The sequence below is a fragment of the Pseudomonas sp. S1(2024) genome (genome assembly GCF_046557535.1).
Map to the genome: position 1 here is coordinate 21,654 of NZ_JBKGFP010000045.1, position 23,799 is coordinate 45,452.

Consider the following 23,799-nt stretch of genomic DNA (forward strand, 5'->3'; position numbering starts at 1 on the left):
GGAGCTTTACCATGACACCTTTGCAGCGCCTCGAAGCGCTCGATCAACAACTCATCGCCCTTGAGCAAGGCAAACCCGAACTGGCGAGCGAAACGGAACCGGCCGCCCTGCGCCAGCGTTTTTTTGGTGACCTGGCAGCGTTCTGGAACGACCCTGTCGAAACAGGCCACAGCCGCGTCCGGCAACTGCGCGAACTGCGTCATGAGCAACTTCTGGCCGAACTGGAACTGCGCCTCGCCGACCAGACCCTGGACTACAGCCACATCAGCCTGCTGCGCACCTCCCTGGAGCTGCCGCTACCCTGGCAGCGCAACCACCTGCCAGACACCCACCGGGCCCAGGTTTATCGGCCGGTATTCAACCGTTCAAGCCCCCATGGCCGGTTGCCGTTACCCGGCGTGCTGGTATTGGTGGCAGACGCACCGGAAGGGGCCGTTGCCGAGCCTGCAACAGCCACAGGCCAGGCACTGCTGTGCAGCGTTTCTCATGGCGTTGAAGGCTTCGCCAACCTGGCTGAACTGCATAGGGAGCTGTGCGAGCGCCTGGACGACCCCATGCAAAGCCGGCCAATGCTGCAACTGCTCCCCCGCCTGCAGGACCAGCAACTGGTCCGGTGTGCCGACCGGCTGCGCTACGAGTGGTTTACTGGCGACCTGGTCGAACAACAGGCCACTGACGTGATCGACGCGCAGCATCAACGGCTTACCATAGCCTGGCACGCCGCCTGGGCGCTTGACCAGAACCCGAATCTACCGGCACTGAAAAGCACCCTGGCCAAACAGCAGTCACTGACCGATCTCATGGGCAGCCAATATGCGTTGTCCACCCGTTATGCGCTGCTGCTGGAAAAACACCTGCCCGCCTGGCTGCGCCAGAGCTCCACGCAAAGCCTGACGCACATCATGCAAACGATCCAGGAGCTCGCCGGGGCCATCACCCAGGCTGCTGCACCCGGCCTTTTGACCCTGGAGGCGTTCGGCAATCGCCACCACCTGCTGGCATGGGTGCGCGAACGCCTTGGCAAGGCGCTGCGGCGCGAATTCTCCATCGAATTGCCTGCCGAAAAAGTCTGCATAACCGTCACGCTTGCACACCGCACCGGCCCGCTGATCAACCCGCTGGCACCTTCGGGTTACGTGGCCGTTGCCAACCGTCGCCATGTCGGTGGCACCATCGAACTGGTAACCACCACCTACCGCCTGGACGAGCTGGCCCTGCTGAACATCGGCTGGTTCGACGTCGATTACTGGCTGACTGCCCGAATACACCACGAAGACGGTTCCACGCTGGAATCAATATCCGCTGAAGGGGTAAAGCGCCTGGTGCGTGAGCTGGACGCCGGCAGTGGCTACATCCGCTACCTGCGAACCCACCTGCTGGAGTCTCCAGGTGCGCGCTGGCGCATGCAATGCCACGGCAACATGAACCGCGCCCGCATGCGCGCCGAGGCTGCCAAGGCCCGCTATGCCAGGCACTTTCTGAACGATACCCACGAGCGGGGCTATCGCTGGGTCAAGGCCGTCACCGACCACCCCGACAACAATTGGCGCCCTACCATCGACGAGCATCGTATCGCGGTGCGCCAACTGATCATCGACGGGCACACGCTGCAAGGGGTACTGCTGCTCAATGCCGAGAGCGACAACCAGCCGTCGCTGGTGCTGTATACACCGGACGCTCCCGACCGGCGCGCATGGCGTGAATACCCCGATACCCGGGCGCTGCTCAGAACCCTTCGCAGCACGCCTTCCTTGCGAAAGTACCTGATCCAGCGCGCGCCTCTGGCTGATGGCAAGCGGCTCGACAAGTTGGTGCGCAAAGGCCGCCTCGGGCCATATGTGCAAAGACCAATGATCAACGGCAACCTCTTCGATGCCCTTTACAAGGCCCAGGTCCACGCCATGATCGCCGAGGCCGATACCAACAGCCGCAGCAACCGCGAGCTGCTCGGCGAGTACGGGCTGTCGACGCTGCGCCTGGTTCTCGACATGATCAGCCTCGTGCTACCGGCCCCGACAATGTCAGCCCTGGCCTTCGGCCGTATGTCGATTTCGCTGTGGGACGGCTTCGAAGCCCTGGAAAAAGAGGATTACGCAGCAACCTTCCACCACGCCATGGCCGCTTTGAGCCACAGCGCCGACGGGTTGTCCAGTTTCGCTGGCTCACCCCTCATGCGCAGGGCGATGCGCGGCCTGCCACCGCAACCTCCGCGCCCACTGCCGAATACCCACGAAGCGGCCGTGGATGTGAGCAAGCTGCGCTACCGGATCGACGGCGTTCATGGCGAGGAAGTGTACGAACAGATCAACAGCGTGCCAGGTCCGGACCGGTACTTCGTCAAGGACAGCCAGGGGCGGTTGTACAACGTCCACTTCGACGGCTATCGCTGGCGGGTACTCGACCCCAGGCAGCCGGATGCCTACGCGCAACTGCCGATCAAACGGCTGCGCAACGGCAATTGGGTGGTCGATTCCATCGTGCTTTGGCATGACGGGTTGCCTGACATAGCCCACCTGTTGGAAGAGGTACGCCTGCAACAACCATTAGCGGGCGAACCGGTGGCAGGGGACGCCGACCTGCACGACGATGGGGGGCAACTCTATTTGCAGTTGGGTAACCATCAGTTGCCGGTTCGACGGCACCTGCTTGCCGGGCAATACCATTTGCTGCTGCCCGAGAAGGCGCTGGGCGCAGTCCACGCCTGGGCAGTATTGCGCCAACAGGGCGGCCAATGGCGCATTCGCGTGCGCCAGCCAGGCCGCAGCAGCGACTGGCTGGCACTGCCGGCGGATTACTCGGCCAGCTTGGGCAGCAGCCGGTCCAGCCGCTGATGCAAGGCACTGCCACTCGGCCAGTTGCGCAGCAGCCGCGCCCGATCACGGGCGTAGGCCGGGGCGAAGCTGAGCTGGGTGGCGTGCTGGCACATGGCGTCAAGGTCGATCAGCGACCATTGGCCGTTGTGCCAGAACAGGTTGTGGCCCTTGAAGTCACCATGGCTGATACGCTCGCGAATCAGCTGCTGCATCACATGCACCAGGGCATCCACCTGCTCCTCGGGCGCATCGCCGTTATCCACGTAGGGCGCGAAGCATTCGGCCAGGTCTGGGCCATCGATATACTCGGTGACCAGGTAGGCACGGCTTCGCAGCCCCATCACCCGTTGCTCCAGCACCGCGAGTGGACGCGGCGTGGCAATGTCGAGGAATTCCAGGCGATGGCCTTCAATCCAGGAATGCCAGGCCCGGCTCGGGCGCCAGAAGCGCTTGAACCAGTGTGCGGTGTTCTTGATGTTGTAGCGCTTGAGCACCAGCGTGCGGCCGCCAACCTCGATGCGCGCCACACTGGCCGCACCCCCGGTCTTGTACAGGTGACCCTGGTCGATCAACGCGTCAGCCTGCTCCAGTACCGGCAGCATGGCTTCGACCTCGTCGCGGCGGATTGCCCGCAAGCCCGAAAGGCTGCGCTCGACACTGAACAGGCTGCATTCACGACCAGCCTTTTCCAGGTAATCCTTCTGGCGCCAGCTGCGCACCTTGTCCACCTGCTTCTGCAAGGCTTCCAGCGGCAGCGCATGCTCGGCGTTGGCCAGCAGGTAGTGCACCAGCAGTTCTTCGATGAAAGGCTCCAGGCGCTTGGGGAGCTGAGCGAAGAACACCCCCAGGTTTTCCAGCACACGCGGGCGTGACAGCTGCTGGCCAGGCGTTTCGGCCTTGATGCCGGCGCCGTCGATCAGGTACAGCTTGCCGCCGTGGCGCAGCAGGTTGTCCAGGTGCAGGTCTTCCTGCCATAAACCCCGGGCGTGCATGTGCGCCACTGCAGTGAGCGCCTCGCCCAGCACCAGATGCTGCTCGTCTGCCAACACCGGCAAACTCTCCACTGCCGCCCAGGCATCGGCCAGGCTCTCGGCGCCGTCGAGGAATTCGAACAGCAGCCAGCCGCCCTCGCCTTCCTTGAGGCCGTCAGCCAGCAGCTTCGGCGTGGTCAGGCCCTGCTCGGCCAGCAGTTTCACGCCTTGCAGTTCGCGCTGGAAATGCCGTGCAGCGTTACCACCGACCAGCAGCTTGGCCAGCACGGGGGTACCGCGCCACACGCCGGCACCCACATAGCGCTGGCCCGGCAGCACGCGCAGCAGGCTGAGCAATTGCAGGTCGGCCGTGCCGGCGGCATCGGCCAGGGTGATGCTCAGGGGCAACGAGGGGCTGCGCCCGGCCTCTTTCAATTCAGACAAACGCATCAGCGGGCCTCTTTTTCACGACGGCGTTGCGTCAGGCGTTGCAGCCAGGTATCGACCAGCGTGCCATCGGCAGGCTGCGCCAGGTAGCTGGCCAGCAGGGTACGTACATCGCGCTCGCCCCAGACCGGTGCGCGGCGCAGCAACGGCTCCAGGTCCTTGAGGCGGTCACGCATGCCGAACAGCAGGGGTCGGGTCTTCTCCAGGTCGATCAGTTGCGCGTCCCAGCCTTCGCGGCGCTGGCGCAGGAAGATGTGCTTGGGGTAGAAGCAACCATGCACCTGGCCGGCGCTGTGCAGGGTGCGCGCCAGCTGGCCGCAGGCCTGCAGGACGCCATTGCGTTCAGCATCGCTCAGTTGTGGCCACCGGGCCAGCAAGCTGTCGAGGTCGGCCCATTCGTCCAGAGCACGAGTCATCAGGATCGCCCGGTGCGTGCCGCCTTTCTTGCGCTCGCCGTAGAACACCGCCTGCAAGGCCGGAATCTGCAGTTTCTGGTAACGGCTGATGTTGCGGAATTCGCGGGCGAAGGTCGGCTCGCCGAATGGCCGGTGCAGGGTACGGGTCAGGTAGTCGCTCTGGCGCTTGAGGTAGTAGCCCTTGCCCTCGAGCTCCAGGCGGTACACGCTGCTCCAGCCACCGCGGCCGGTGTTCGGTTCGTCCACGGCATCCAGTTGCAGCGCCCACAGTGCCTCGAAGTCGTCCAGGCCATGGCGCTTGAGCAGCGCGAGGTCCGCGCTGGCCAGGTAATCGGTCATTCCCTTCCCTCGAAAAAGCTCACCACCTGGCGAATGCGCTTCTTGTCACGCACATTCAGCCGGTCGCGGCCACGATATTGCAGGTAGAAACGCAGGCGCTGGGTCGCCGACAGGTGGTATTTGGCCACTTTGTCCAGGCATGCCAGGTCCTTGATCATCCGGTGCCGCCACATGAAGCCGCGCCAGAAATCGCCGGTGGGGCAGTCGATGAAGAATAGCGTGCCCTGGTCGTCGACCAGCAAGTTGCGCCATTTCAGGTCGTTATGGGCGAAGTGGTGCTGGTGCATGACCCGGGTGTGGCGCGCCAGCTGGCTGCTGACATGCCCGACCCAGGCGCGATCGGCCAGGCGTGCATCGTTGCGCTCGGCCAGCGCCGACAAGTCTTCGGTACGCGGCAGTTCGCGGGTGATCATGGCCCCCCGGCCAAAGGCCAGGCCATTGCGCTCCAGGCCCCACGCCACCACTTCGGCAGTGGGGATGCCCCACTTGGCGAACTGCTTGAGGTTCTGCCATTCGGCCTTGATCCGCGGCCGGCCCAGGTAACGGCGCATGTGCTTGCCGGCCCCGGTGTAGCGCTTGACGTAATAATTGACCCCGTCACGCGTGATACGCACCACCTCACTGAGCGGGTCGCGGGTCAGGCGCTCGCCTTGCAGGGCAAATACCGCTTCCAGGCTGCCGAAGTCCGCCGCCAGGTGTTGGTAGCCTGGCGCCAGTGTCCACCCCGCCATCAGAGTGCATCCCCATAACGTTGCTTGCGGTCATAGAGTTTCTGCGCCTTGCGCTCCAGCCAGGCGAGCAGCGCGGCTTCATCCTTAAGGACCTGCCGCAGCGGGCGCTGAAAGTAACCGCGCAGGAAACGCAGCTTGTCGCGCTGGGTCAGGCCGATGTCCAGCGCCGAGAAGTACAGCGCGGCCAGGTCCTTGTCGCGCCAGCGGCGGCTGATTTTCGCCCGGGTCTGCGCGCGGTGCAGGTCGATTACCGACAGTTTGAAGTCTTCCGCCGTCACCGGGCGGTCGGTGTGCAGCAGGAAGTGGCAGATGTAGCAGTCGCGGTGGTTGACCCCGGCGCGGTGCATGCCGCCGGTCATCTTCGCCACTTCGGCGATCAGCGCGCGCTTCAGGCGCGGCTCGGGCGGCTGCCTGACCCAGTCGATGCTGAAGTCTTCCAGGCTGATGGTCGGCGCCAGCTCTTCGGTGATGATGAACGAGTGCTGCGCGGCCGGGTTGCTGCCACGCTCGCCATAGGCGACGGCAGTCATGGTCGGCACGCCAACCTGGTGCAGGCGCTGGATGGCCTGCCATTCCTGGCCGGCGCCGAGTACCGGCAGCTTGGCGGTAAGCAGGTTCTTGAAGATCTCGCCCCAGCCGATGCCGCGGTGGATCTTGACGAAGAAGCCCTCGCCAGCGACTTCGGTGCGCAGCGTGCGGCGCCCTTCCAGTTCGCGATAGACCTCGCCTTGCAGCGCCTCCACGGCATCGAAGGCATCACGCCCGGCCCACAGGCGCTTGAACGGTTCGGCCAGTATCAGCTTCATGCGGACTCCTGCCCCAGGATCACGTCGGCGGCATGCTGCGGCATGCTGTACAGATCGGCGGTTTCAGCAAACGCCAGGCCGTTGCGCGACCAGCTGGCGCGGGCCTGCTGGTCTTCGAGCATGCGCTGCAGGTAGCCATTGAGCTGTTCCTGCTCGAACGGCTCGTCCAGCACCAGGCCACTGTCGGCCTCGGCGATATAGTGGGCGTAGCCGCATACTTTGGAGACCAGCACCGGCAGGCCGGCCACCAGTGCCTCGAGCAGCACCGTGCCGGTGTTCTCGTTGTACGCCGGGTGGATCAGCAGGTCGGCGCCAAGCAGAAAGCGCGGGATGTCGCTGCGGCCCTTGAGGAACTGCACCTGCTCGCCCAGGCCCAAGGTAGCGCTTTGCAGCTGGAACACCTTGGGGTCATCCTGGCCTATCACCATCAGCCTGGTACGTTTGCGCAAGGCCGATGGCAGCGCGGCCAGGGCCTTGAGGCTGCGGTCAACGCCCTTGGTCTTGAAGCCTGAGCCAATCTGCACCAGCAGCAGGTCGTCATCGCCCAGGTTGAATTCCTTGCGGAACTCGGCGCGGATTTCGCCGGCATTGGCCGGCGCGCGGCGGTCCTGGGAAATGCCCGGCGGCAGCAGGTGGAAACGCTCCACCGGGGTGCCGTAGTGCTTGATGAACAGCGGCTGCTGCACTTCGGAAATCATCAGCACTTCGGTACGGGCGTCCTTGGCGAACACCGCGCGTTCGTATTCGGCAAAGTGCCGGTAACGACCCCAGCGGCGGTACAGGCCGCCACGCAGGGTCTGCGCCTTGTCCTCGAAGCAGCCGTCGGCGGCGTAGTACACATCCAGCCCAGGCATCTTGTTGAAGCCGATCAGGCGGTCGACCGGGCGCTTGGCCAGGTCGGCGGCCATCCAGGCGCTGAGCTTCTCATTGCGGCGGTGATTGAAAATCGCCTTCACCGGCGCCACCAGCACTTCGAAGCCCGGCGGAATGTCACCCTCCCAGATCAGCGTGTACACACGGATCTGGTGGCCCCGCTTCTGGCATTCCAGGGCAATGCGCATGAAGTCGCGCTGCAGCCCGCCGAAGGGGAAATATTTGTAAAGCACGAAAGCCAGTTGCATCAACGGACATCCTCAGCCAGCAGCAACGCGCTCAAGCGGCTCGCCACATGCTCGGGATTCAGGCGAGTGAAGCACAGCGGCCACTCGCGTTTCAGATCGAACCGGCGCAGGTCGTCGGCGCTCGGTTTGTAGGTGCACTTCTTCTGCAGGCAGGGCGCGCAGGGCCAGTCACTGGCCTGGTGAATCTGGGTCCGTCCGTAGGCGCCAGTCAGGCCCGGGTTGGTCGGGCCGAACAGCGAAATGGTGGGCACATCGAGTGCCGCCGCCAGGTGGCCGAGGCCGGTATCGACCGCCACACAGGCTTTTGCCGCCGCCAACACGCGTGCGACGCCGGCAAGGTTCAATTTGGGGAGCACCTGGCAGTTGTTCAAGCCCTGGGCGATGCGCTCGGCCCGCGCCTTCTCGGCCGGGTTGCCCCACGGCAGGCGCACTTCCAGCTTGCGCCGGCCCATGCGCTCGGCCAGTTCGCGCCAGTAGGCTTCGGGCCAGTGCTTGGTCGCCCAGGTGGTACCGTGCAGGAACACCACATAGGGGGCGGCCGGCGGCAGTTGCAGGCGCTCGAGGTCGAGGCCGTAGTTGCCGATGCCTTCCGGCAGGTCGTAGGCCAGGGCCATGGCGAACAGCTGGCGCACCCGCTCCACCGCATGCTGGCCGGTGGCAACCGACAGGCGCCGGTCATAGAAGCGGCTGGCCCAGCCCTCCCGGGCCGAGTAGCGGTCCAGGCCAGCCACAGGCGCCTTCACATAGCGGGTCAGCCAGGCCGACTTGACCAGGCCCTGGGCGTCGATCACCAGGTCGTACTTGCGCTCGCGTACACGCTGCTTGAATGCCTTCCACTCACCGCTCTTGATGGTTTGCCAGAGGTTCTTGCGCCAGCGGCGAATGGCCACCGGGATCACCTGGTCGACCGCCGGGTGCCAGCTGGGGATTTCGGCGAAGCCTTCTTCCACCACCCAGTCGAAGCGGATGCCCGGGATGGCGTGGGCGGCATCGGTAAGCGCCGGCAAGGTGTGAATCACATCACCCAGCGACGAAGTCTTGATGATCAGTACCCGCACTTAGTCGACCTCGGCCACGGTATCGATCAGGTCCGGCCCGGTCAGGCTGTGCAGGGCAGCGATGACTTTGCCCGGTTCCAGCAGGCGCAGGCAGTTGTAGTGGCCGAAGCGGCAGGTGCGGTCGAAGCACGGGCTGCACTCGATGCCGGTGCGCACCACTTCCACGTGCTCGGCCAGCGGCGGGGTGAAGCCCGGCGAGGTCGAACCGTACACCGCCACCAGCGGGCGGTTCAGCGCGGCGGCCACGTGCATCAGGCCCGAGTCGTTGGACACCACGGCATGGGCGCAGGACATCAGGTCGATGGCCTCGGCCAGCGAGGTTTCGCCGGCCAGGTTGGACGACTCTTCACGCAAGCCCGGGATCAGCCGATCGCGAATCTGCTCACCGACCGGGTGATCGTTCTTCGAGCCGAACAGCCACACCTGCCAGCCCTGGCGGATCATCGCATCGGCCACGGTGGCGTAGTGCTCGGCCGGCCAGCGCTTGGCCTCGCCGAACTCGGCACCGGGGCACAGCGCCAGCACCGGGCGGTCAAGCTCCAGGCCGAACTTGGCCAGGGCGGCGTCGCGGCTTTGCGCTTCGATCTGCAGGCTGGGGCGCGGGTACGGCTGCGGCAGCTCGGCGCCGGGTGCGTAGGCCAGGGCCATGAAGCGCTCGATCATCAGCGGGTAACGGGCCTTGTCCAGCTTGCGCACGTCGTTGAGCAGGCCGAAGCGCATTTCGCCGCGCCAGCCGGTGCGCTTGGGGATACCGGCAAAGAACGGCACCAGCGCCGACTTCAGCGAGTTGGGCAGCAGGATGGCCTGGTCGTACTGGCCGGCCAAGGACTTGCCGATGCGTCGCCGCGTGGCCAGTTCCAGTGCGCCGTGGCCGAGCGGGAAGCTCAGGGCCTGACGGACCTCGGGCATGCGTTCGAGGATCGGCCGGCTCCACTCGGGGGCCAGCACATCGATCACGCAGTCGGGATGCTGCTGTTTCAGGCACTGGAACAGGGTCTGCGCCATCACCATGTCGCCGACCCAGCTGGGGCCAATGATCAGTATTCTCATGCTTAGTCCAGAAACGCTCGGGGAGGCTACAGGCTGCGGTACAGCCTGGCCTCCCCTCTTTATATTCAGGCTATGTGGCGGACAGTGTACCACTCACATGGCCCATTCGCGGGCACGCCCGCTCCCACAGGTATTGCACGGTCCTCTAGGTCTGCGCTTTCCCTGTGGGAGCGGGCATGCCCGCGAATGAAGCCAACTCGGTATCAGGTCAAACCCAATTCACCCCAGATCCGCCGTACCTCGCGGCGTTCATCGGCAAACTGCGCCGCATCGATAACCCCGGCCTGCTTCTGCAGGGCCTGGCGGTGCGAGGCCGAGCGGAACGCCTTGTACACTTCACGCAACAGCACCGCGTCACTGGCCGGCATCAAACCCGCCTGCTCCAGCTCTTCCAGAATGCGGATGTTATCGGTCCATCGGAGTATGGCCGGGTGGTCGTGGGACCAGGCCAAAGCGGCGTATTGCACCATAAATTCGATATCGACGATACCGCCGGCATCCTGCTTGATATCGAACGGTACACCGGCCTCGAAGGCGTTGGCCGCGGTACCGGCAGCGGTGGCCTTGGTGCCAAGGTTGTCGCGCATCTTGGCGCGCATTTCGCTCACTTCGCTGCGCAGTTTTTCCAGGTCGCGGGCCTGGCCCAACACCTTGGCGCGCACACCTTCGAACGCCGTGCCCACCTGCTTGCAGCCCACCAGCACCCGGGCCCGCACAAGGGCCTGGTGCTCCCAGGTCCAGGCCTCGTTCTGCTGATAGCGCTCGAACGCTCCCAGCGAGCTCACCAGCAGACCCGAGGCACCCGACGGGCGCAGGCGCATGTCCACGTCATACAGCTGGCCCGAGTTGGTCTGGGTGGTCAGCAGGTGAATGATGCGCTGGCCGAGGCGCGTGAAGAACTGCGCACTGTCGATCGGCTTGGCGCCGTCGGTTTCCGCCTGCGGGTCGCCATCATGGATGAATACCAGGTCCAGGTCCGAGCCGTGGCCCAGCTCCAGGCCACCTACCTTGCCGTAGCCGATGATGATGAAGCCCGGGTCGCACAAGCTGCCGTCGCTGCGCTTGGGCTGGCCGTGGCGGGCCACGGTCTGGCGCCAGGCCAGGGCCAGTACCTGGTCGAGGATGGCCTCGGCCAGCCAGGTCAGGTAGTCGCTGACTTTCATCAGCGGCAGGTTGCCGCTGATTTCCGAAGCGGCCACGCGCAGGCTGTGGGCCAGCTTGAAGTGGCGCAGCGCCTCCATTTGCTGTTCCAGGTCGTCCTCGGGAATGCGTGTCAGGCGTTCGCGCAGTTCGCTGGCCAGCTCCGGCGCCAGTGGCGGGCTGAACAGTCGGCCTTCGTTAAGTAGCTCGTCGAGCAGCAGCGGGTAGCGGGCAATCTGCTCGGCAATCCACGGGCTGGCGGCGCACAGTGTCAGCAAGCGGCGCAAGGCCCCGGGGTTTTCGGTGAGCAGCACCAGGTAGGCGGAACGCCGTGCCACGGCCTCGACCAGCGGCAGCACGCGCTCGAGCACCAGGTCGGGGTTGTCATGCTCCACAGCCTGGGCCAGCAACCGTGGGATAAAGGCGTCCAGGCGCTCACGGCCAATCCGCTGCATCGAACGCAGCTGCGGGCTGGAGCGCAGCGCGGCCAGGCGCCGCAGGGCTTCGGCAGGCTGCTGGAAACCGGCCTCTTGCAGCTGACGGCCAGCCGCATCTTCATCCTGTGCCTGCTCCCACAGCGGTGACCATTCCCCCCCCACCACCAGCTCGCCCTCGCCGTCTTCATCATCCGGGTCGGCGATCACTTGGCGGAAGTGCCAGTCAATACGGCCACGCCAGTGCGTCAGCTGGTCATGGAAGCTTTGCCAGTCGGCATAGCCAAGCATGTAGGCCACCCGCGCCTGATCGATCTCGTTGTCCGGCAGCATCTGCGTCTGGCGGTCGGCGATGGCCTGGATGGCGTGTTCGGTATAACGCAGGAACTCATAACCCTCGCGCAGCTCGGCGACCACGGCTGGCGGTAGGTAGCCCTGGCCCTCGAGGGTGGCCAGCACTTTAAGCAGCGGCCGCTGTTGCAGACTGAGGTCGCGCCCGCCGTGGATCAGCTGGAAAGCCTGAGCGATGAATTCCACCTCACGAATACCCCCGGCACCCAGCTTTATGTTGTCAGCCATGCCCTTGCGCCGCACTTCCTGCTGGATCAGCTGCTTCATGGTGCGCAGCGCTTCGATCGCGGAAAAATCCAGGTAGCGGCGGTACACGAACGGCCGCAGCATCTCCTGCAACTGTGCCCCGGTCGCCTGGTCGCCGGCCACAACCCGCGCCTTGATCATCGCGTAGCGTTCCCAGTCACGGCCCTGGTCCTGGTAGTACTGCTCCAGGGCATTGAAGCTGAGCACCAGCGCGCCGGCCGAACCATACGGGCGCAGGCGCATGTCGACGCGGAAAACGAAACCGTCGACGGTGACCGGGTCCAGCGCCTTGATCAGGCGCTGGCCCAGGCGGGTGAAGAACTCCTGGTTGTCCAGTGAGCGCTTCACCCCCTCGGTTTCACCGCCTTCGGGGAAAGCGAAGATCAGGTCGATGTCCGACGACAGGTTCAGCTCCACTGCACCCAGCTTGCCCATGCCCAGCACCACCATGTGCTGCGGCTGGCCGCTGCGGTTGCCGACAGGCGTGCCGAACTGCTGGCAGTGGCGCGGGTACAGCCATTGGTAGGCTTCGTCGATGGCGGCGTCGGCCAGGTCGGACAGGTCGCGGCAGGTTTCGCCCAGCGCGGCCTGGCGGGTGATGTCGCGCCAGATGATGCGCAGCTGTTGGCGGTTGCGCTCGCGCCGCAGGTTGCGCGCCAGCTCGTCCTCGCTCTGCGCCGCCTGGGCGGCTGCAGCGATGTGCCCGCGCAGTTCACCCGCGGCGTAACGCCGATCCAGCTCGCCACTGGCCAGCAGGCCGAACAGCATCGCTGGCTCGCGTCGGACCAGGCCGAGCACGAAGTCGCTGGCGGCGGCTACCTGATCGAACTGTTGCCGGTGCAGAGTGCTCCAGGCCTGGGGGTCGAGTTCCGGGTGGGCAGCCACGGCATCGCTGATGAATTGCTGATTGCGAGCGACCAGTGGCTGCAGGGAAGCGGGCAGATCGGACGGCAAAGGTAGGCGCATGGTCTATCCTTGATCGGCGTGAAATAGAGGGGAAGAAGCGGCCAAGGGGAAGCCGGACCACGGTTGGACTGTCGTACAAAAGTTGGAAATAGCTGAAAGAAGCGAAAAAATGGCAACAAACATCAAAAATTACCCGTTCGCGACACAATGCCAACCAACATGAACGTTTTTCCTCACAAGCCAGCATGCGACGAAACGTCGCACAAATGTAGTTTTACTACTACTCGCGTCATGTAAAAGCATGAAATGCGAAAGCAAATGTAGTAAAACTACACGGCGCCGGAGGACACCCCGGTAATCCAAGAATTCACGACGTCTGCCCATAAGGCCAGTCGCAATCTCAGGCAATCGATTCTGGTTGCCTTTCCGCCCTGGAGCAAGCCATGCAAGACCTCGATCCAATCGAAACCCAGGAATGGCTGGATGCCCTGGAGTCGGTCCTCGACAAAGAAGGCGAAGACCGCGCTCATTACCTGATGACCCGTATGGGCGAGCTGGCCACCCGTAGTGGCTCCCAGCTGCCGTATGCGATCACCACGCCATACCGCAACACCATCCCTGTCACCCACGAAGCACGCATGCCTGGCGACCTGTTCATGGAACGCCGCATTCGCTCGATGGTGCGTTGGAACGCCCTGGCCATGGTCATGCGTACCAACCTGAAAGACTCGGACCTGGGCGGACACATCTCCAGCTTCGCCTCCAGCGCCACCCTGTACGACATCGGCTTCAACTACTTCTTCCAGGCCCCGACCGAAGAACACGGCGGCGACCTGATCTTCTTCCAGGGCCATGCTTCGCCAGGCATCTACGCCCGTGCGTTCATGGAAGGCCGCATCAGCGAAGACCAGATGAACAACTTCCGTCAGGAAGTGGACGGCAACGGCCTGTCTTCGTACCCGCACCCATGGTTGATGCCTGATTTCTGGCAGTTCCCGACCGTTTCGATGGGTCTGGGCCCGATCCAGGCCATCTACCAGGCACGTTTCATGAAGTACCTGGAAGCCCGCGGCTTCATCCCGGCCGGCAAGCAGAAGGTCTGGTGCTTCATGGGTGACGGCGAGTGCGACGAGCCGGAATCCCTGGGCGCAATCGCCCTGGCCGGCCGCGAGAAGCTGGACAACCTGATCTTCGTCATCAACTGCAACCTGCAGCGCCTCGACGGCCCGGTTCGCGGCAACGGCAAGATCATCCAGGAACTCGAAGGCGTGTTCCGTGGCGGTGGCTGGAACGTCAACAAGGTCGTGTGGGGCCGCTTCTGGGACCCACTGTTCGCCAAGGACACCAACGGTGCCCTGCAGCGCCGCATGGACGAAGTCATCGACGGCGAGTACCAGAACTACAAAGCCAAAGACGGCGCGTACGTTCGTGAAAACTTCTTCAACACCCCAGAGCTCAAGGCCATGGTCGAAGACCTGTCCGACGAAGAGATCTGGAAGCTCAACCGTGGCGGCCACGACCCGTACAAGGTCTACGCGGCGTACCACCAGGCGGTCAACCACAAGGACCAGCCTACCGTCATCCTGGCCAAGACCATCAAGGGTTACGGTACCGGTGCCGGCGAAGCCAAGAACACCGCGCACAACACCAAGAAGGTCGATGTCGACAGCCTGCGTCACTTCCGTGACCGCTTCGACATCCCGGTCAAGGATGCCGACCTGGAGAACCTGCCGTTCTTCAAGCCGGAAGAAGGTTCTGCCGAAGCCAAGTACCTGGCCGAGCGCCGTGCTGCCCTGGGCGGTTTCGTGCCACAGCGCCGCGCCAAGAGCTTCAGCGTACCGACCCCGCCACTGGAAACGCTGAAAGCGATCCTGGACGGCTCGGGCGACCGCGAAATCTCCACCACCATGGCCTTCGTGCGTATTCTGGCGCAGCTGGTCAAGGACAAGGAAATCGGCCAGCGCATCGTCCCGATCATCCCGGACGAAGCCCGTACCTTCGGTATGGAAGGCATGTTCCGCCAGCTGGGCATCTACTCGTCGGTCGGCCAGCTCTACGAGCCAGTCGATAAAGACCAGGTGATGTTCTACCGCGAAGACAAGAAGGGCCAGATCCTCGAGGAAGGCATCAACGAAGCCGGCGCCATGTCGTCGTTCATCGCTGCCGGTACCTCGTACAGCTGCCACAACCAGCCGATGCTGCCGTTCTACATCTTCTACTCGATGTTCGGCTTCCAGCGTATTGGCGACCTGGCCTGGGCCGCTGGCGACAGCCGCACCCGTGGCTTCCTGATCGGCGGTACCGCCGGCCGTACCACCCTGAACGGTGAAGGCCTGCAGCACGAAGACGGTCACAGCCACATGATGGCGGGTACCATCCCGAACTGCCGCACCTATGATCCGACCTACGGCTACGAGCTGGCGGTGATCATCCAGGACGGCATGAAGAAGATGACCGAAGAGCAACAGGACATCTTCTACTACATCACCGTGATGAACGAATCCTACCAGCAGCCAGCCATGCCGGCCGGTGTCGAGGAAGGCATCATCAAAGGTATGTACCTGCTGGAAGAAGACACCCGCGAAGCCGCGCACCACGTACAGCTGATGGGCTCCGGCACCATCCTGCGCGAAGTCCGCGAAGCAGCGAAAATCCTGCGTGAAGAGTTCAACGTCGGTGCCGACGTGTGGAGCGTCACCAGCTTCAACGAACTGCGTCGCGACGGCCTGGCCGTGGAACGCGCCAACCGCCTGAAGCCTGGCCAGAAGCCACAGCAGACCTATGTCGAGCAGTGCCTGAACGGTCGCAAGGGCCCGGTCATCGCCTCCACCGACTACATGAAGCTGTTCGCCGAGCAGATTCGCCAGTGGGTACCGAGCAAAGAGTTCAAGGTCCTGGGTACCGACGGTTACGGTCGCAGCGACAGCCGCAAGAAGCTGCGTCACTTCTTCGAAGTCGACCGCCACTTCGTGGTGCTGGCTGCCCTGGAAGCCCTGGCTGACCGCGGCGAGATCGAACCAAAGGTTGTTGCAGACGCTATCGTCAAGTTCGGTATCGACCCGGACAAGCGCAACCCACTGGACTGCTGAGGAGTATTTTTAAGTGAGCGAACTCATTCGCGTACCTGACATCGGCAGCGGTGAAGGTGAAATCATCGAGCTGTTCGTCAAGGTCGGTGATCGTATCGAGGCTGACCAGAGCCTGCTGACCCTGGAGTCCGACAAGGCCTCCATGGAGATCCCGGCTCCGAAAGCCGGCGTCATCAAGGAACTGAAGGTCAAGCTGGGCGACCGCCTGAAAGAAGGCGACGAGCTGCTGGTCCTGGAAGCCGAGGGCGCCGCTGCAGCGGCCCCTGAGGCTCCGGCCGCCGCTCCGGCCCAGGCTGCTGCGCCGGCTCCGGCCGCCGAAGCCGCCCCTGCCCCAGCTCCGGCAGCAGCCCCGGCTGCCGCCAGCGTGCAGGACATCCACGTGCCGGACATCGGTTCGTCGGGCAAGGCCAAGATCATCGAAGTGCTGGTCAAGGTCGGCGACACCGTCGAAGCCGACCAGTCGCTGATTACCCTGGAGTCCGACAAGGCCTCCATGGAAATCCCGTCGCCGGCTGCCGGCGTGGTCGAAGAAGTCCTGTGCAAGCTGGAAGACGAAGTCGGCACTGGCGACCTGATCTTCAAGCTGAAAGTCGCGGGTGCTGCCCCGGCTGCTGCTCCGGCACCTGCCGCTGCTGCCCCGGCCAAGGCTGAAGCGGCTCCGGCCGCCGCACCTGCCGCTGCTGCCCCGGCTGCTGCCCCTGCACCGGTTGCTACCGCACCGGCTGCCGGTAGCAACGCCAAGGTTCACGCAGGCCCGGCGGTTCGTCAGCTGGCCCGTGAATTCGGCGTCGACCTGGGCGCGGTTGCCGCGACCGGTCCGCACGGCCGCATCCTGAAAGAAGACGTGCAGGTCTACGTCAAGGCGATGATGCAGAAGGCCAAGGAGGCACCGGCAGCCGCCGGCGCAACCGGTGGCGCCGGCATCCCGCCGATCCCTGCCGTGGACTTCAGCAAGTTCGGTGAAGTGGAAGAAGTGGCCCTGACCCGCCTGATGCAGGTCGGTGCTGCCAACCTGCACCGCAGCTGGCTGAACGTGCCGCACGTGACCCAGTTCGACTCCGCCGACATCACCGAGCTGGAAGCCTTCCGCGTTGCGCAGAAGGCCGTGGCCGAGAAGGCTGGCGTTAAGCTGACCGTGCTGCCCCTGCTGCTCAAGGCCTGCGCCTTCCTGCTCAAGGAACTGCCAGACTTCAACAGCTCGCTGGCGCCAAGCGGCAAGGCCATCATCCGCAAGAAGTACGTGCACATCGGCTTTGCCGTGGACACCCCGGACGGCCTGCTGGTCCCTGTGATCAAGAACGTCGACCAGAAGAGCCTGCTGCAACTGGCTGCCGAAGCGGCTGCGCTGGCCGAAAAAGCCCGCACCAAGAAGCTGTCGGCCGACGAGATGCAAGGCGCCTGCTTCACCATCTCCAGCCTCGGCCACATTGGCGGCACCGGCTTCACGCCGATCGTCAACGCGCCGGAAGTGGCGATCCTGGGCGTCTCCAAGGCGACCATGCAGCCAGTCTGGGATGGCAAGGCCTTCCAGCCGAAGCTGATGCTGCCGCTGTCGCTGTCCTACGATCACCGTGTGATCAACGGCGCTGCCGCCGCGCGCTTCACCAAGCGCCTGGGCGACGTGCTGGGCGATATCCGCACCATGCTGCTGTAAGGCAGCCCGCTGCCCCTCCCTGCGAGGGGCAGTATGCTTTTCGAGCTGCCACGCTCGTACCTCAACCCCGTCGATTGGCGGGGCTTTTTTTTGCCTTGAGAAAGCCGGGAGGGCTTTGCCCTCCTATCGCGACACAAGGCCGCTCCCACAAGGTACCGCGATCGCCTGTGGGAGCTGGCTTGCCTGCGATGGGCCGCAAAGCGGCCCCGGATATATCAGCCAGACTACAGATTCCCACCCACCAGCCGATAACCCGTCCACAGCATCACGCATGGCTGCTTGCCAGCCCCCGGGACATGATGCAACCTTGCCAGACCTGCCGCCCCCAAAGGCCGCGTTTCCTCTTCAAGCGAGTCTTCGATGAAAAGCCAACCCGATGCCGCCAGCCGTGTGGCGGCCGAGGTCGTCACGCAGTTACCCGTGCCCTCGCGGCTCGGCATGCTGCGCTTCGAAAGGCTCAACGAAGCCACTTGGGCCATGCTTTACCTCGACCCGGCCTGCGAGCGCCAGTTCGGCCTGCACGCTGGCGAGCTCTGCGCCCTGGTAGACGCACCCTACGCCAGCCTGATGGAACCCGAGGCCCGCTACCGGCTGCACGACGAGATCCAGCTGCAACTGGCCCAGCGCGGCTACTACCGCGTGCGCTACACCTTGCACACGCCAACTGCTTCGCTACGCCTGCTGGAGGCTGGGGAAGCCTACAAGCAGCACAACCGCCATCTGTTGCGCGGCTACCTGAGCGTGCTCGACGACCTCGCCGAAGATACCAGCGAGGCCGGTGCCAGCGACCTGGAATCGCGCAACAACCGCCTGCAACTGGCACTGCAACTGAACCAGCGCGCGCAGCAGGAACAACTCGAGCACCTGGAGCGGGTACGTGGCCAGCAAGACCTGATCCTGCGCCTGGCCCGCCAGCGCTACAGCGCAGGCAACTCTCTGCGGGAAGCCGCCCAGCTGATTACCCAGAGCGCCTGCGAAATCTACAAGGTCGATATTGCGAGTATCTGGCACCTTGAAGACCAGCGCCTGGAGCCGATCATCGCCTGGTACCGGGACGCGCAAGAACACCGCCAGCCCGAAGCCATCGATGCCAGCCGCTTCCCCGACTACCTTGACGCGTTGCACGCCAGCCGCGCCATCGACGCCCACAATGCCAGCCACGACCCGCGGACCCGCGCCCTGACGCAAAGCCTGTGCCCGGATAACAAGGCCATGCTCGATGCCAGTATCCGTGTCGATGGCCAGGTTGTCGGCGTGCTGTGCCTGGAGCAGACCGGCCAGACACGGGCCTGGCAGTCGGACGAAATCGCTTTTGCCGGCGAACTGGCCGACCAGTTCGCCCAGGTCATCACCAACCACAACCGGCGCACCGCCGCCAGCGCCCTGCACCTGTTCCAGCGCGCAGTCGAGCAAAGCGCCAGCGCCTTCCTGCTGGTCAACCGCGACGGTGTGGTGGAATACGTCAACCCCAGCTTTACTGCCATCACCCAGTACAGCACCGAAGAAGTGCAAGGCCGCCACCTGGCCGAGCTGCCAGCGCTGGAGAACCTGAGCGAGCTGCTGTTCGACTCTCCGTCGAGCCTGGCCATGGGTAACAGCTGGCAGGGCGAGTTCAAGAGCCGGCGCAAGAACCTCGAACCCTACTGGGGCCAGCTTTCGATTTCCAAGGTATATGGCGACAACCGTGAGCTGACCCACTACATCGGCATCTACGAAGACGTCACCCAGACCAAGCTGGCCCAGCAGCGCATCGAGCGCCTGGCCTATACCGACAACCTGACCAACCTGGGCAACCGCCCGGCGTTCATTCGCAGCCTGGACGAGCGCTTTGCCCGTGATGGCGAATACTCGATGTGCCTGCTGCTGGTGGACATCGACAACTTCAAGCGCATCAACGACAGCCTCGGCCACCAGACCGGCGACAAGCTGCTGATCAGCCTGGCCCGGCGCCTGCGCAACAGCCTGCACTCGGGCGGTATCCTGGCGCGCTTTGCCAGTAACGAGTTCGCCGTACTGCTCGACGATACAAGCCTGGAAGATGGCCAGGGTGTCGCCCAGCAATTGCTGCGCACACTCGACAAACCGATGTTCGTCGACAACCAGCTGATCAACGTCACCGCCTCGGTGGGCCTGGCCTGCGCGCCACTGCATGGCGCCGACCCGGCCAGCCTGATGAAGAACGCCGGCCTGGCGCTGCACAAGGCCAAGGCCAACGGCAAGCATCAGGTGCAGGTGTTTACCGAAGTGCTCAATGCCGAAGCCAGCTACAAGCTGTTCGTCGAGAACAACCTGCGTCGTGCCCTGACCCAGAACGAGCTGGAGGTGTTCTACCAGCCCAAGCTGTGCCTGCGCAGCGGCCGCCTGTTGGGGCTGGAAGCGCTGCTGCGCTGGAACCACCCTGAGCGCGGGATGATCCGCCCGGACCAGTTCATCAGCGTGGCGGAAGAAACCGGCCTGATCATCCCCATCGGCAAATGGGTGGTGCGCCAGTCGTGCCGCATGAGCCAGCAACTGCGCGAAGCCGGCATGGGCAACCTGCATGTGGCCATCAACCTGTCCCCCAAGCAGTTCTCCGACCCGGACCTGGTGGCATCGATCAGCACGATCCTCGAGGAAGAAGCCCTGCCCCCGCACCTGCTGGAGCTGGAGCTGACCGAAGGCCTGCTGCTGGAAGCCACAGAAGATACCCACCGCCAGCTGGATGAACTGAAGGCCCTGGGCCTGACCCTGGCCATGGACGATTTCGGCACCGGTTATTCGTCGCTGAGCTACCTGAAGAAGTTTCCGATCGACATCCTCAAGATCGACCGCAGCTTCATCAACGAGATCCCGGACAACCAGGACGACATGGAAATCACCTCGGCGGTGGTAGCCATGGCTCACAACCTCAAGCTGAAGGTGGTGGCCGAGGGTATCGAGACACCGGAGCAGCTGGCGTTCCTGCGTCGGCACCGCTGCGACGTGGGCCAGGGCTACCTGTTCGACCGGCCGATTCCGGGGCGCGAGCTGGCTGAACGGCTGAAGCGCTATCCGCGTGGCCCAGCGGCCTGACAGCCGCGCAAACCTCGGGCACTATAGAACCCATTCGGGCCCTATCGCCGGCAAGCCAGCTCCCACAGGGACACCACAACGTTCGAAACTGGTGTTGTACCTGTGGCTCCCACAGTGGTCACCACAAACTTTGAAACCTGTGTTGTACCTGTGGGAGCGGGCATGCCCGCGAATGCCCAAGCACCTATCTACCTGACATACAGAGGAACGGCCATGGTCCTGCGTTCGGAAATCCTGGTGAACAAAAACGTCATGCCAACCGCGGAACAGGCCCTGCCTGGCCGCGAAACGCCAATGAGCCTGCCCGAGTTCCACTACGTGTTCAAAGACACGCCGCTGCTCGGCCCATTCTTCGAAGGCGCCATCGACTTCGCCATCTTCGGCCTGGGTTGCTTCTGGGGCGCCGAGCGCCGCTTCTGGCAGCGTGAAGGCGTGGTCAGCACAGTGGTCGGCTACGCAGGCGGCTTCACCCCCCACCCCACCTACGAGGAAGTGTGCTCGGGCCTGACCGGCCACACCGAAGTGGTGCTGGTGGTGTTCGACAAGGACAGAGTCAGCTACCGCGAGTTGCTGGCGATGTTCTGGGAACTGCACAACCCGACCCAGGGCATGCGCCAGGGCAACGACATCGGCACCCAGTACCGCTCGGCCATCTACTGCACCAGCCCTGAGCAGCTGGAACAGGCCAAGGCCAGCCGCGACGCCTTCCAGGCCGAACTGAACAAGGCCGGCTTCGGTGAGATCACCACCGAAATCGACCAGGCACCGACCGTGTACTTCGCCGAGGCATACCACCAGCAGTACCTGGCCAAGAACCCGGACGGCTACTGCGGTATCGGCGGTACCGGCGTGTGCCTGCCACCGAGCCTGCAGGGTAACTGAAGCATGAGCACGATGACTCTGTTCCACTCGCCGTTGTCGCCTTTCGTGCGCAAGGTCATGGTGGTGTTGCACGAGACCGGCCAACTTGAGCGCGTGCAGCTGCAGCCGGTGAACATCAGCCCGGTCAGCGGCGACCCACAGCTCAACCAGGACAACCCGATCGGCAAGATCCCGGCCCTGCGCCTGGAAGACGGCACCGTGCTGCATGACAGCCGGGTGATCTGCGAGTACCTCGACCTGCAGCACGTCGGCCTGCCGCTGCTGCCGCGCGAAGGCTCGGCACGCTGGCGGCGCATGACGCTGGTGTCGCAGGCCGATGCCATCATGGATGCGGCGGTGTCGAGCCGCTACGAGAGTTTCCTGCGCCCTGTAGACAAGCGCTGGGATGGTTGGCTGCAGGCACAGGGCGACAAGATCCGCCGTAGCCTGGCCAATCTGGAGCAGGAGCATTTGCCCGAGTTGATGTCCGGGTTCGACCTGGCAGCGATTGGCGTGGCCTGTGCGCTGGGGTATCTGGATTTGCGCCAGCCCGAGTTTGGCTGGCGTGAGCACCAGCCTGGCTTGGCTGCGTGGTATGCCGAGGTGGTCAAGCGGCCGTCGATGGTCGCAACCTCTCCGGTGGCCTGAAGGGCCTCTTCGCGGGCACGCCCGCTCCCACAGGATCCTCACAGTATTTCGAGCTGTGCAGTACCTGTGGGAGCGGGCGTGCCCGCGAAGGCCTCACCTCGGTATCAAAGGAAACAGCTGCCCGATTCTGAGAGCCAACCACCGCCCGATCTCTCTGTCCTCCCTCATGCCACCCTCCCCACCCGGGCCCAATCCAGCCGCCGGGTCAGCACCATGAATACCCCCAGCAGGCCAAAGCACAGCAACGAGCCCATCAACAGCGAATAGTCCTCGGCACTCAGCAGCCCGTAGAGCAGCGCATACAACGTCGCCAACCCCACCGCAAAGCCCACCCCACGCCCCAGGCTGCGCAGCACATGGCCCAGGTAGAAGCCGATCAGCAGCACACACGCCGAAGCTGACAACCCATACGCCAAACCAAAGCCGATGTGCTCGGACAACGACAGCAACAGCAGGTAGAAGAAAGCCAGCGCCACCCCCACCAGGATGTACTGCACCGGGTGTACGCTGAGGTTCTTAAGCACTTCGAACAGGAAGAAGCCGGCGAAGGTCAGGGCGATGAACAGCAAGGCGTACTTGATCGCCCGCTCGCTCTTCAGGTACTGGTCCACCGGGTCGACGAAGCTGACGCCGAAGCTGCGCTCGCTGAAGTCCGCACACTGCCCGGCGGTAGCGCACTGGCGCAGGGCGTCTTCGAGGTTGGTGGCAAAGAACGAGGTCTGCCAGTGGGCACTGAAGCCTTGGGCGTCGATATCGCGGCGACTGGGCAGGTAGTTGCCGACGAAGCTCGGGTGCGGCCAGTTGGCACGCAGGTCCACGGCACTGGTGCGGCCCACCGGCACTATGTGCAGCTGGCCGGTGCCTTGCAGTGCGAGATCGAAACCATAGCTGAATTCACGCGCCTGCAGGCCGTCCAGCCCCGGCAGGCTGGCGTGCACGCCGCCGCGCATCCAGTCGAGCCGGGTACCGGCTTCGAACGGTACTTTCTGCTCGCCGATGCTCAGCTCAAGGCCGTTCTCGATGCCGCGGATATCGCTGATACCCACCACCAGGAACGGCTTGTCGAAGCGGTAGTCGTCGAAATCCTTGTCGATGCCCCAGCGTTCCGGGAGCTTGAAGCGGCCACTGATACGGCCCTTGGCGTGGAACAGCCGGGCCTGGTAGATGCCACGGGCGCGCAGTTCGGTGTCCACGCCCAGGTCGGCGGCGAAGGTTTCCGGCAGGAAGTACAGGTGGCCGGCAATGGTGCTGGTTTCCTGGGTGCGCTCGCCGTCCTTTTCGATCCAGCGGCGCTGGTACTTGCGGTAGGGCACCACCAGCAGCGGGCCACTGAGTTGCTGATCGAAGCTGGCGCTCTGGGCGATATCGCGCAGCACACTGTCGCGCAGGGCCTGGCGTTCACCGATCAGGCCGCTGATCAGCAGTAGCGGGACGAGCAGCAGCAAGATCAATACGGCGATCATGCCGAGTTTGAAACCGAGGGTCTTGTTCATGGGGCCTCCTGTGGCAGTGGGCGCAGTGTCTGCGCCTTGCGTGGAGGCCTCGGGGAGATGGTGTGGAGATTGTGTGTTTTTGGGGCCGCTTTGCGGCCCATCGCGACACAAGGCCGCCCCCCCAAAAAGAAACCCACGCCTTTCCGGAAGGACTCTTGTTTCGCCTGGCTTCGC

At 64.1% G+C, this 23,799-nt stretch carries 15 protein-coding genes; 6 read left to right on the forward strand and 9 right to left on the reverse strand.

Annotated elements, in window-relative coordinates:
• The first annotated feature begins 11 nt into the window (after positions 1-11).
• Complete coding sequence (locus ACLCGK_RS12630) at positions 12-2,831, forward strand: dermonecrotic toxin domain-containing protein (RefSeq protein WP_208209588.1); 2,820 nt, start codon at positions 12-14, stop codon at positions 2,829-2,831.
• On the opposite strand, the gene ACLCGK_RS12635 is transcribed toward ACLCGK_RS12630, so the two are convergent.
• From ACLCGK_RS12635 to glnE, 8 genes are all read right to left on the reverse strand, one after another.
• The gene (locus tag ACLCGK_RS12635) at positions 2,792-4,234 is read right to left on the reverse strand and encodes a lipopolysaccharide kinase InaA family protein (protein WP_013970541.1); all 1,443 of its coding nucleotides are present in this window, start codon (positions 4,232-4,234) and stop codon (positions 2,792-2,794) included. The genes ACLCGK_RS12630 and ACLCGK_RS12635 overlap by 40 nt on opposite strands.
• Complete coding sequence (locus ACLCGK_RS12640) at positions 4,234-4,986, reverse strand: lipopolysaccharide kinase InaA family protein (protein WP_367244975.1); 753 nt, start codon at positions 4,984-4,986, stop codon at positions 4,234-4,236. The genes ACLCGK_RS12635 and ACLCGK_RS12640 overlap by 1 nt, the downstream gene beginning before the upstream one ends.
• Entirely contained in the window at positions 4,983-5,717 is a 735-nt protein-coding gene (locus tag ACLCGK_RS12645) for a lipopolysaccharide kinase InaA family protein (RefSeq protein WP_169774663.1), read from the reverse strand. Before ACLCGK_RS12645 ends, ACLCGK_RS12640 begins: the two co-directional genes overlap by 4 nt.
• Positions 5,717-6,523, reverse strand: coding sequence for a lipopolysaccharide core heptose(I) kinase RfaP (gene rfaP / locus ACLCGK_RS12650; RefSeq protein ID WP_013970539.1), 807 nt, complete (start codon positions 6,521-6,523; stop codon positions 5,717-5,719). Before rfaP ends, ACLCGK_RS12645 begins: the two co-directional genes overlap by 1 nt.
• Positions 6,520-7,644, reverse strand: a complete 1,125-nt coding sequence (locus tag ACLCGK_RS12655) for a glycosyltransferase family 4 protein (protein WP_289805326.1) — start codon at positions 7,642-7,644, stop codon at positions 6,520-6,522. The genes rfaP and ACLCGK_RS12655 overlap by 4 nt, the downstream gene beginning before the upstream one ends.
• Positions 7,644-8,702, reverse strand: coding sequence for a lipopolysaccharide heptosyltransferase I (gene waaC, locus ACLCGK_RS12660; RefSeq protein ID WP_015268679.1), 1,059 nt, complete (start codon positions 8,700-8,702; stop codon positions 7,644-7,646). Before waaC ends, ACLCGK_RS12655 begins: the two co-directional genes overlap by 1 nt.
• Positions 8,703-9,752: a lipopolysaccharide heptosyltransferase II gene (waaF, locus tag ACLCGK_RS12665; protein ID WP_013970536.1), complete on the reverse strand. Its 1,050-nt coding sequence runs from the start codon at positions 9,750-9,752 to the stop codon at positions 8,703-8,705.
• 203 nt (positions 9,753-9,955) lie between these two features.
• Entirely contained in the window at positions 9,956-12,889 is a 2,934-nt protein-coding gene (gene glnE / locus ACLCGK_RS12670; RefSeq protein WP_410952115.1) for a bifunctional [glutamate--ammonia ligase]-adenylyl-L-tyrosine phosphorylase/[glutamate--ammonia-ligase] adenylyltransferase, read from the reverse strand.
• A 383-nt stretch (positions 12,890-13,272) separates the two neighbouring features.
• On the opposite strand from glnE, the gene aceE reads away from it, so the two are divergent.
• From aceE to ACLCGK_RS12695, 5 genes are all read left to right on the forward strand, one after another.
• On the forward strand, positions 13,273-15,918 hold the full coding sequence (aceE, locus tag ACLCGK_RS12675; RefSeq protein WP_003258640.1) for a pyruvate dehydrogenase (acetyl-transferring), homodimeric type: 2,646 nt from the start codon (positions 13,273-13,275) through the stop codon (positions 15,916-15,918).
• Positions 15,919-15,931: 13 nt separating this feature from the next.
• Positions 15,932-17,572 carry a dihydrolipoyllysine-residue acetyltransferase gene (gene aceF, locus ACLCGK_RS12680; RefSeq protein WP_015268676.1) on the forward strand — a complete coding sequence of 547 codons (1,641 nt, stop codon included), beginning with the start codon at positions 15,932-15,934 and terminating at the stop codon, positions 17,570-17,572.
• A gap of 360 nt (positions 17,573-17,932) precedes the next feature.
• On the forward strand, positions 17,933-20,623 hold the full coding sequence (locus ACLCGK_RS12685) for a putative bifunctional diguanylate cyclase/phosphodiesterase (RefSeq protein WP_410952116.1): 2,691 nt from the start codon (positions 17,933-17,935) through the stop codon (positions 20,621-20,623).
• 213 nt (positions 20,624-20,836) lie between these two features.
• Positions 20,837-21,505, forward strand: coding sequence for a peptide-methionine (S)-S-oxide reductase MsrA (msrA, locus tag ACLCGK_RS12690; protein WP_169774664.1), 669 nt, complete (start codon positions 20,837-20,839; stop codon positions 21,503-21,505).
• A 3-nt stretch (positions 21,506-21,508) separates the two neighbouring features.
• Positions 21,509-22,132: a glutathione S-transferase gene (locus ACLCGK_RS12695; protein WP_013970531.1), complete on the forward strand. Its 624-nt coding sequence runs from the start codon at positions 21,509-21,511 to the stop codon at positions 22,130-22,132.
• Between the two features lie 164 nt (positions 22,133-22,296).
• Here the strand turns inward: ACLCGK_RS12695 and creD are convergent, their stop codons facing one another.
• Positions 22,297-23,625 (reverse strand): cell envelope integrity protein CreD, encoded by a 1,329-nt coding sequence (gene creD / locus ACLCGK_RS12700; protein ID WP_410952117.1) that lies wholly within the window; start codon positions 23,623-23,625, stop codon positions 22,297-22,299.
• Between the last annotated feature and the right edge of the window lie 174 nt (positions 23,626-23,799).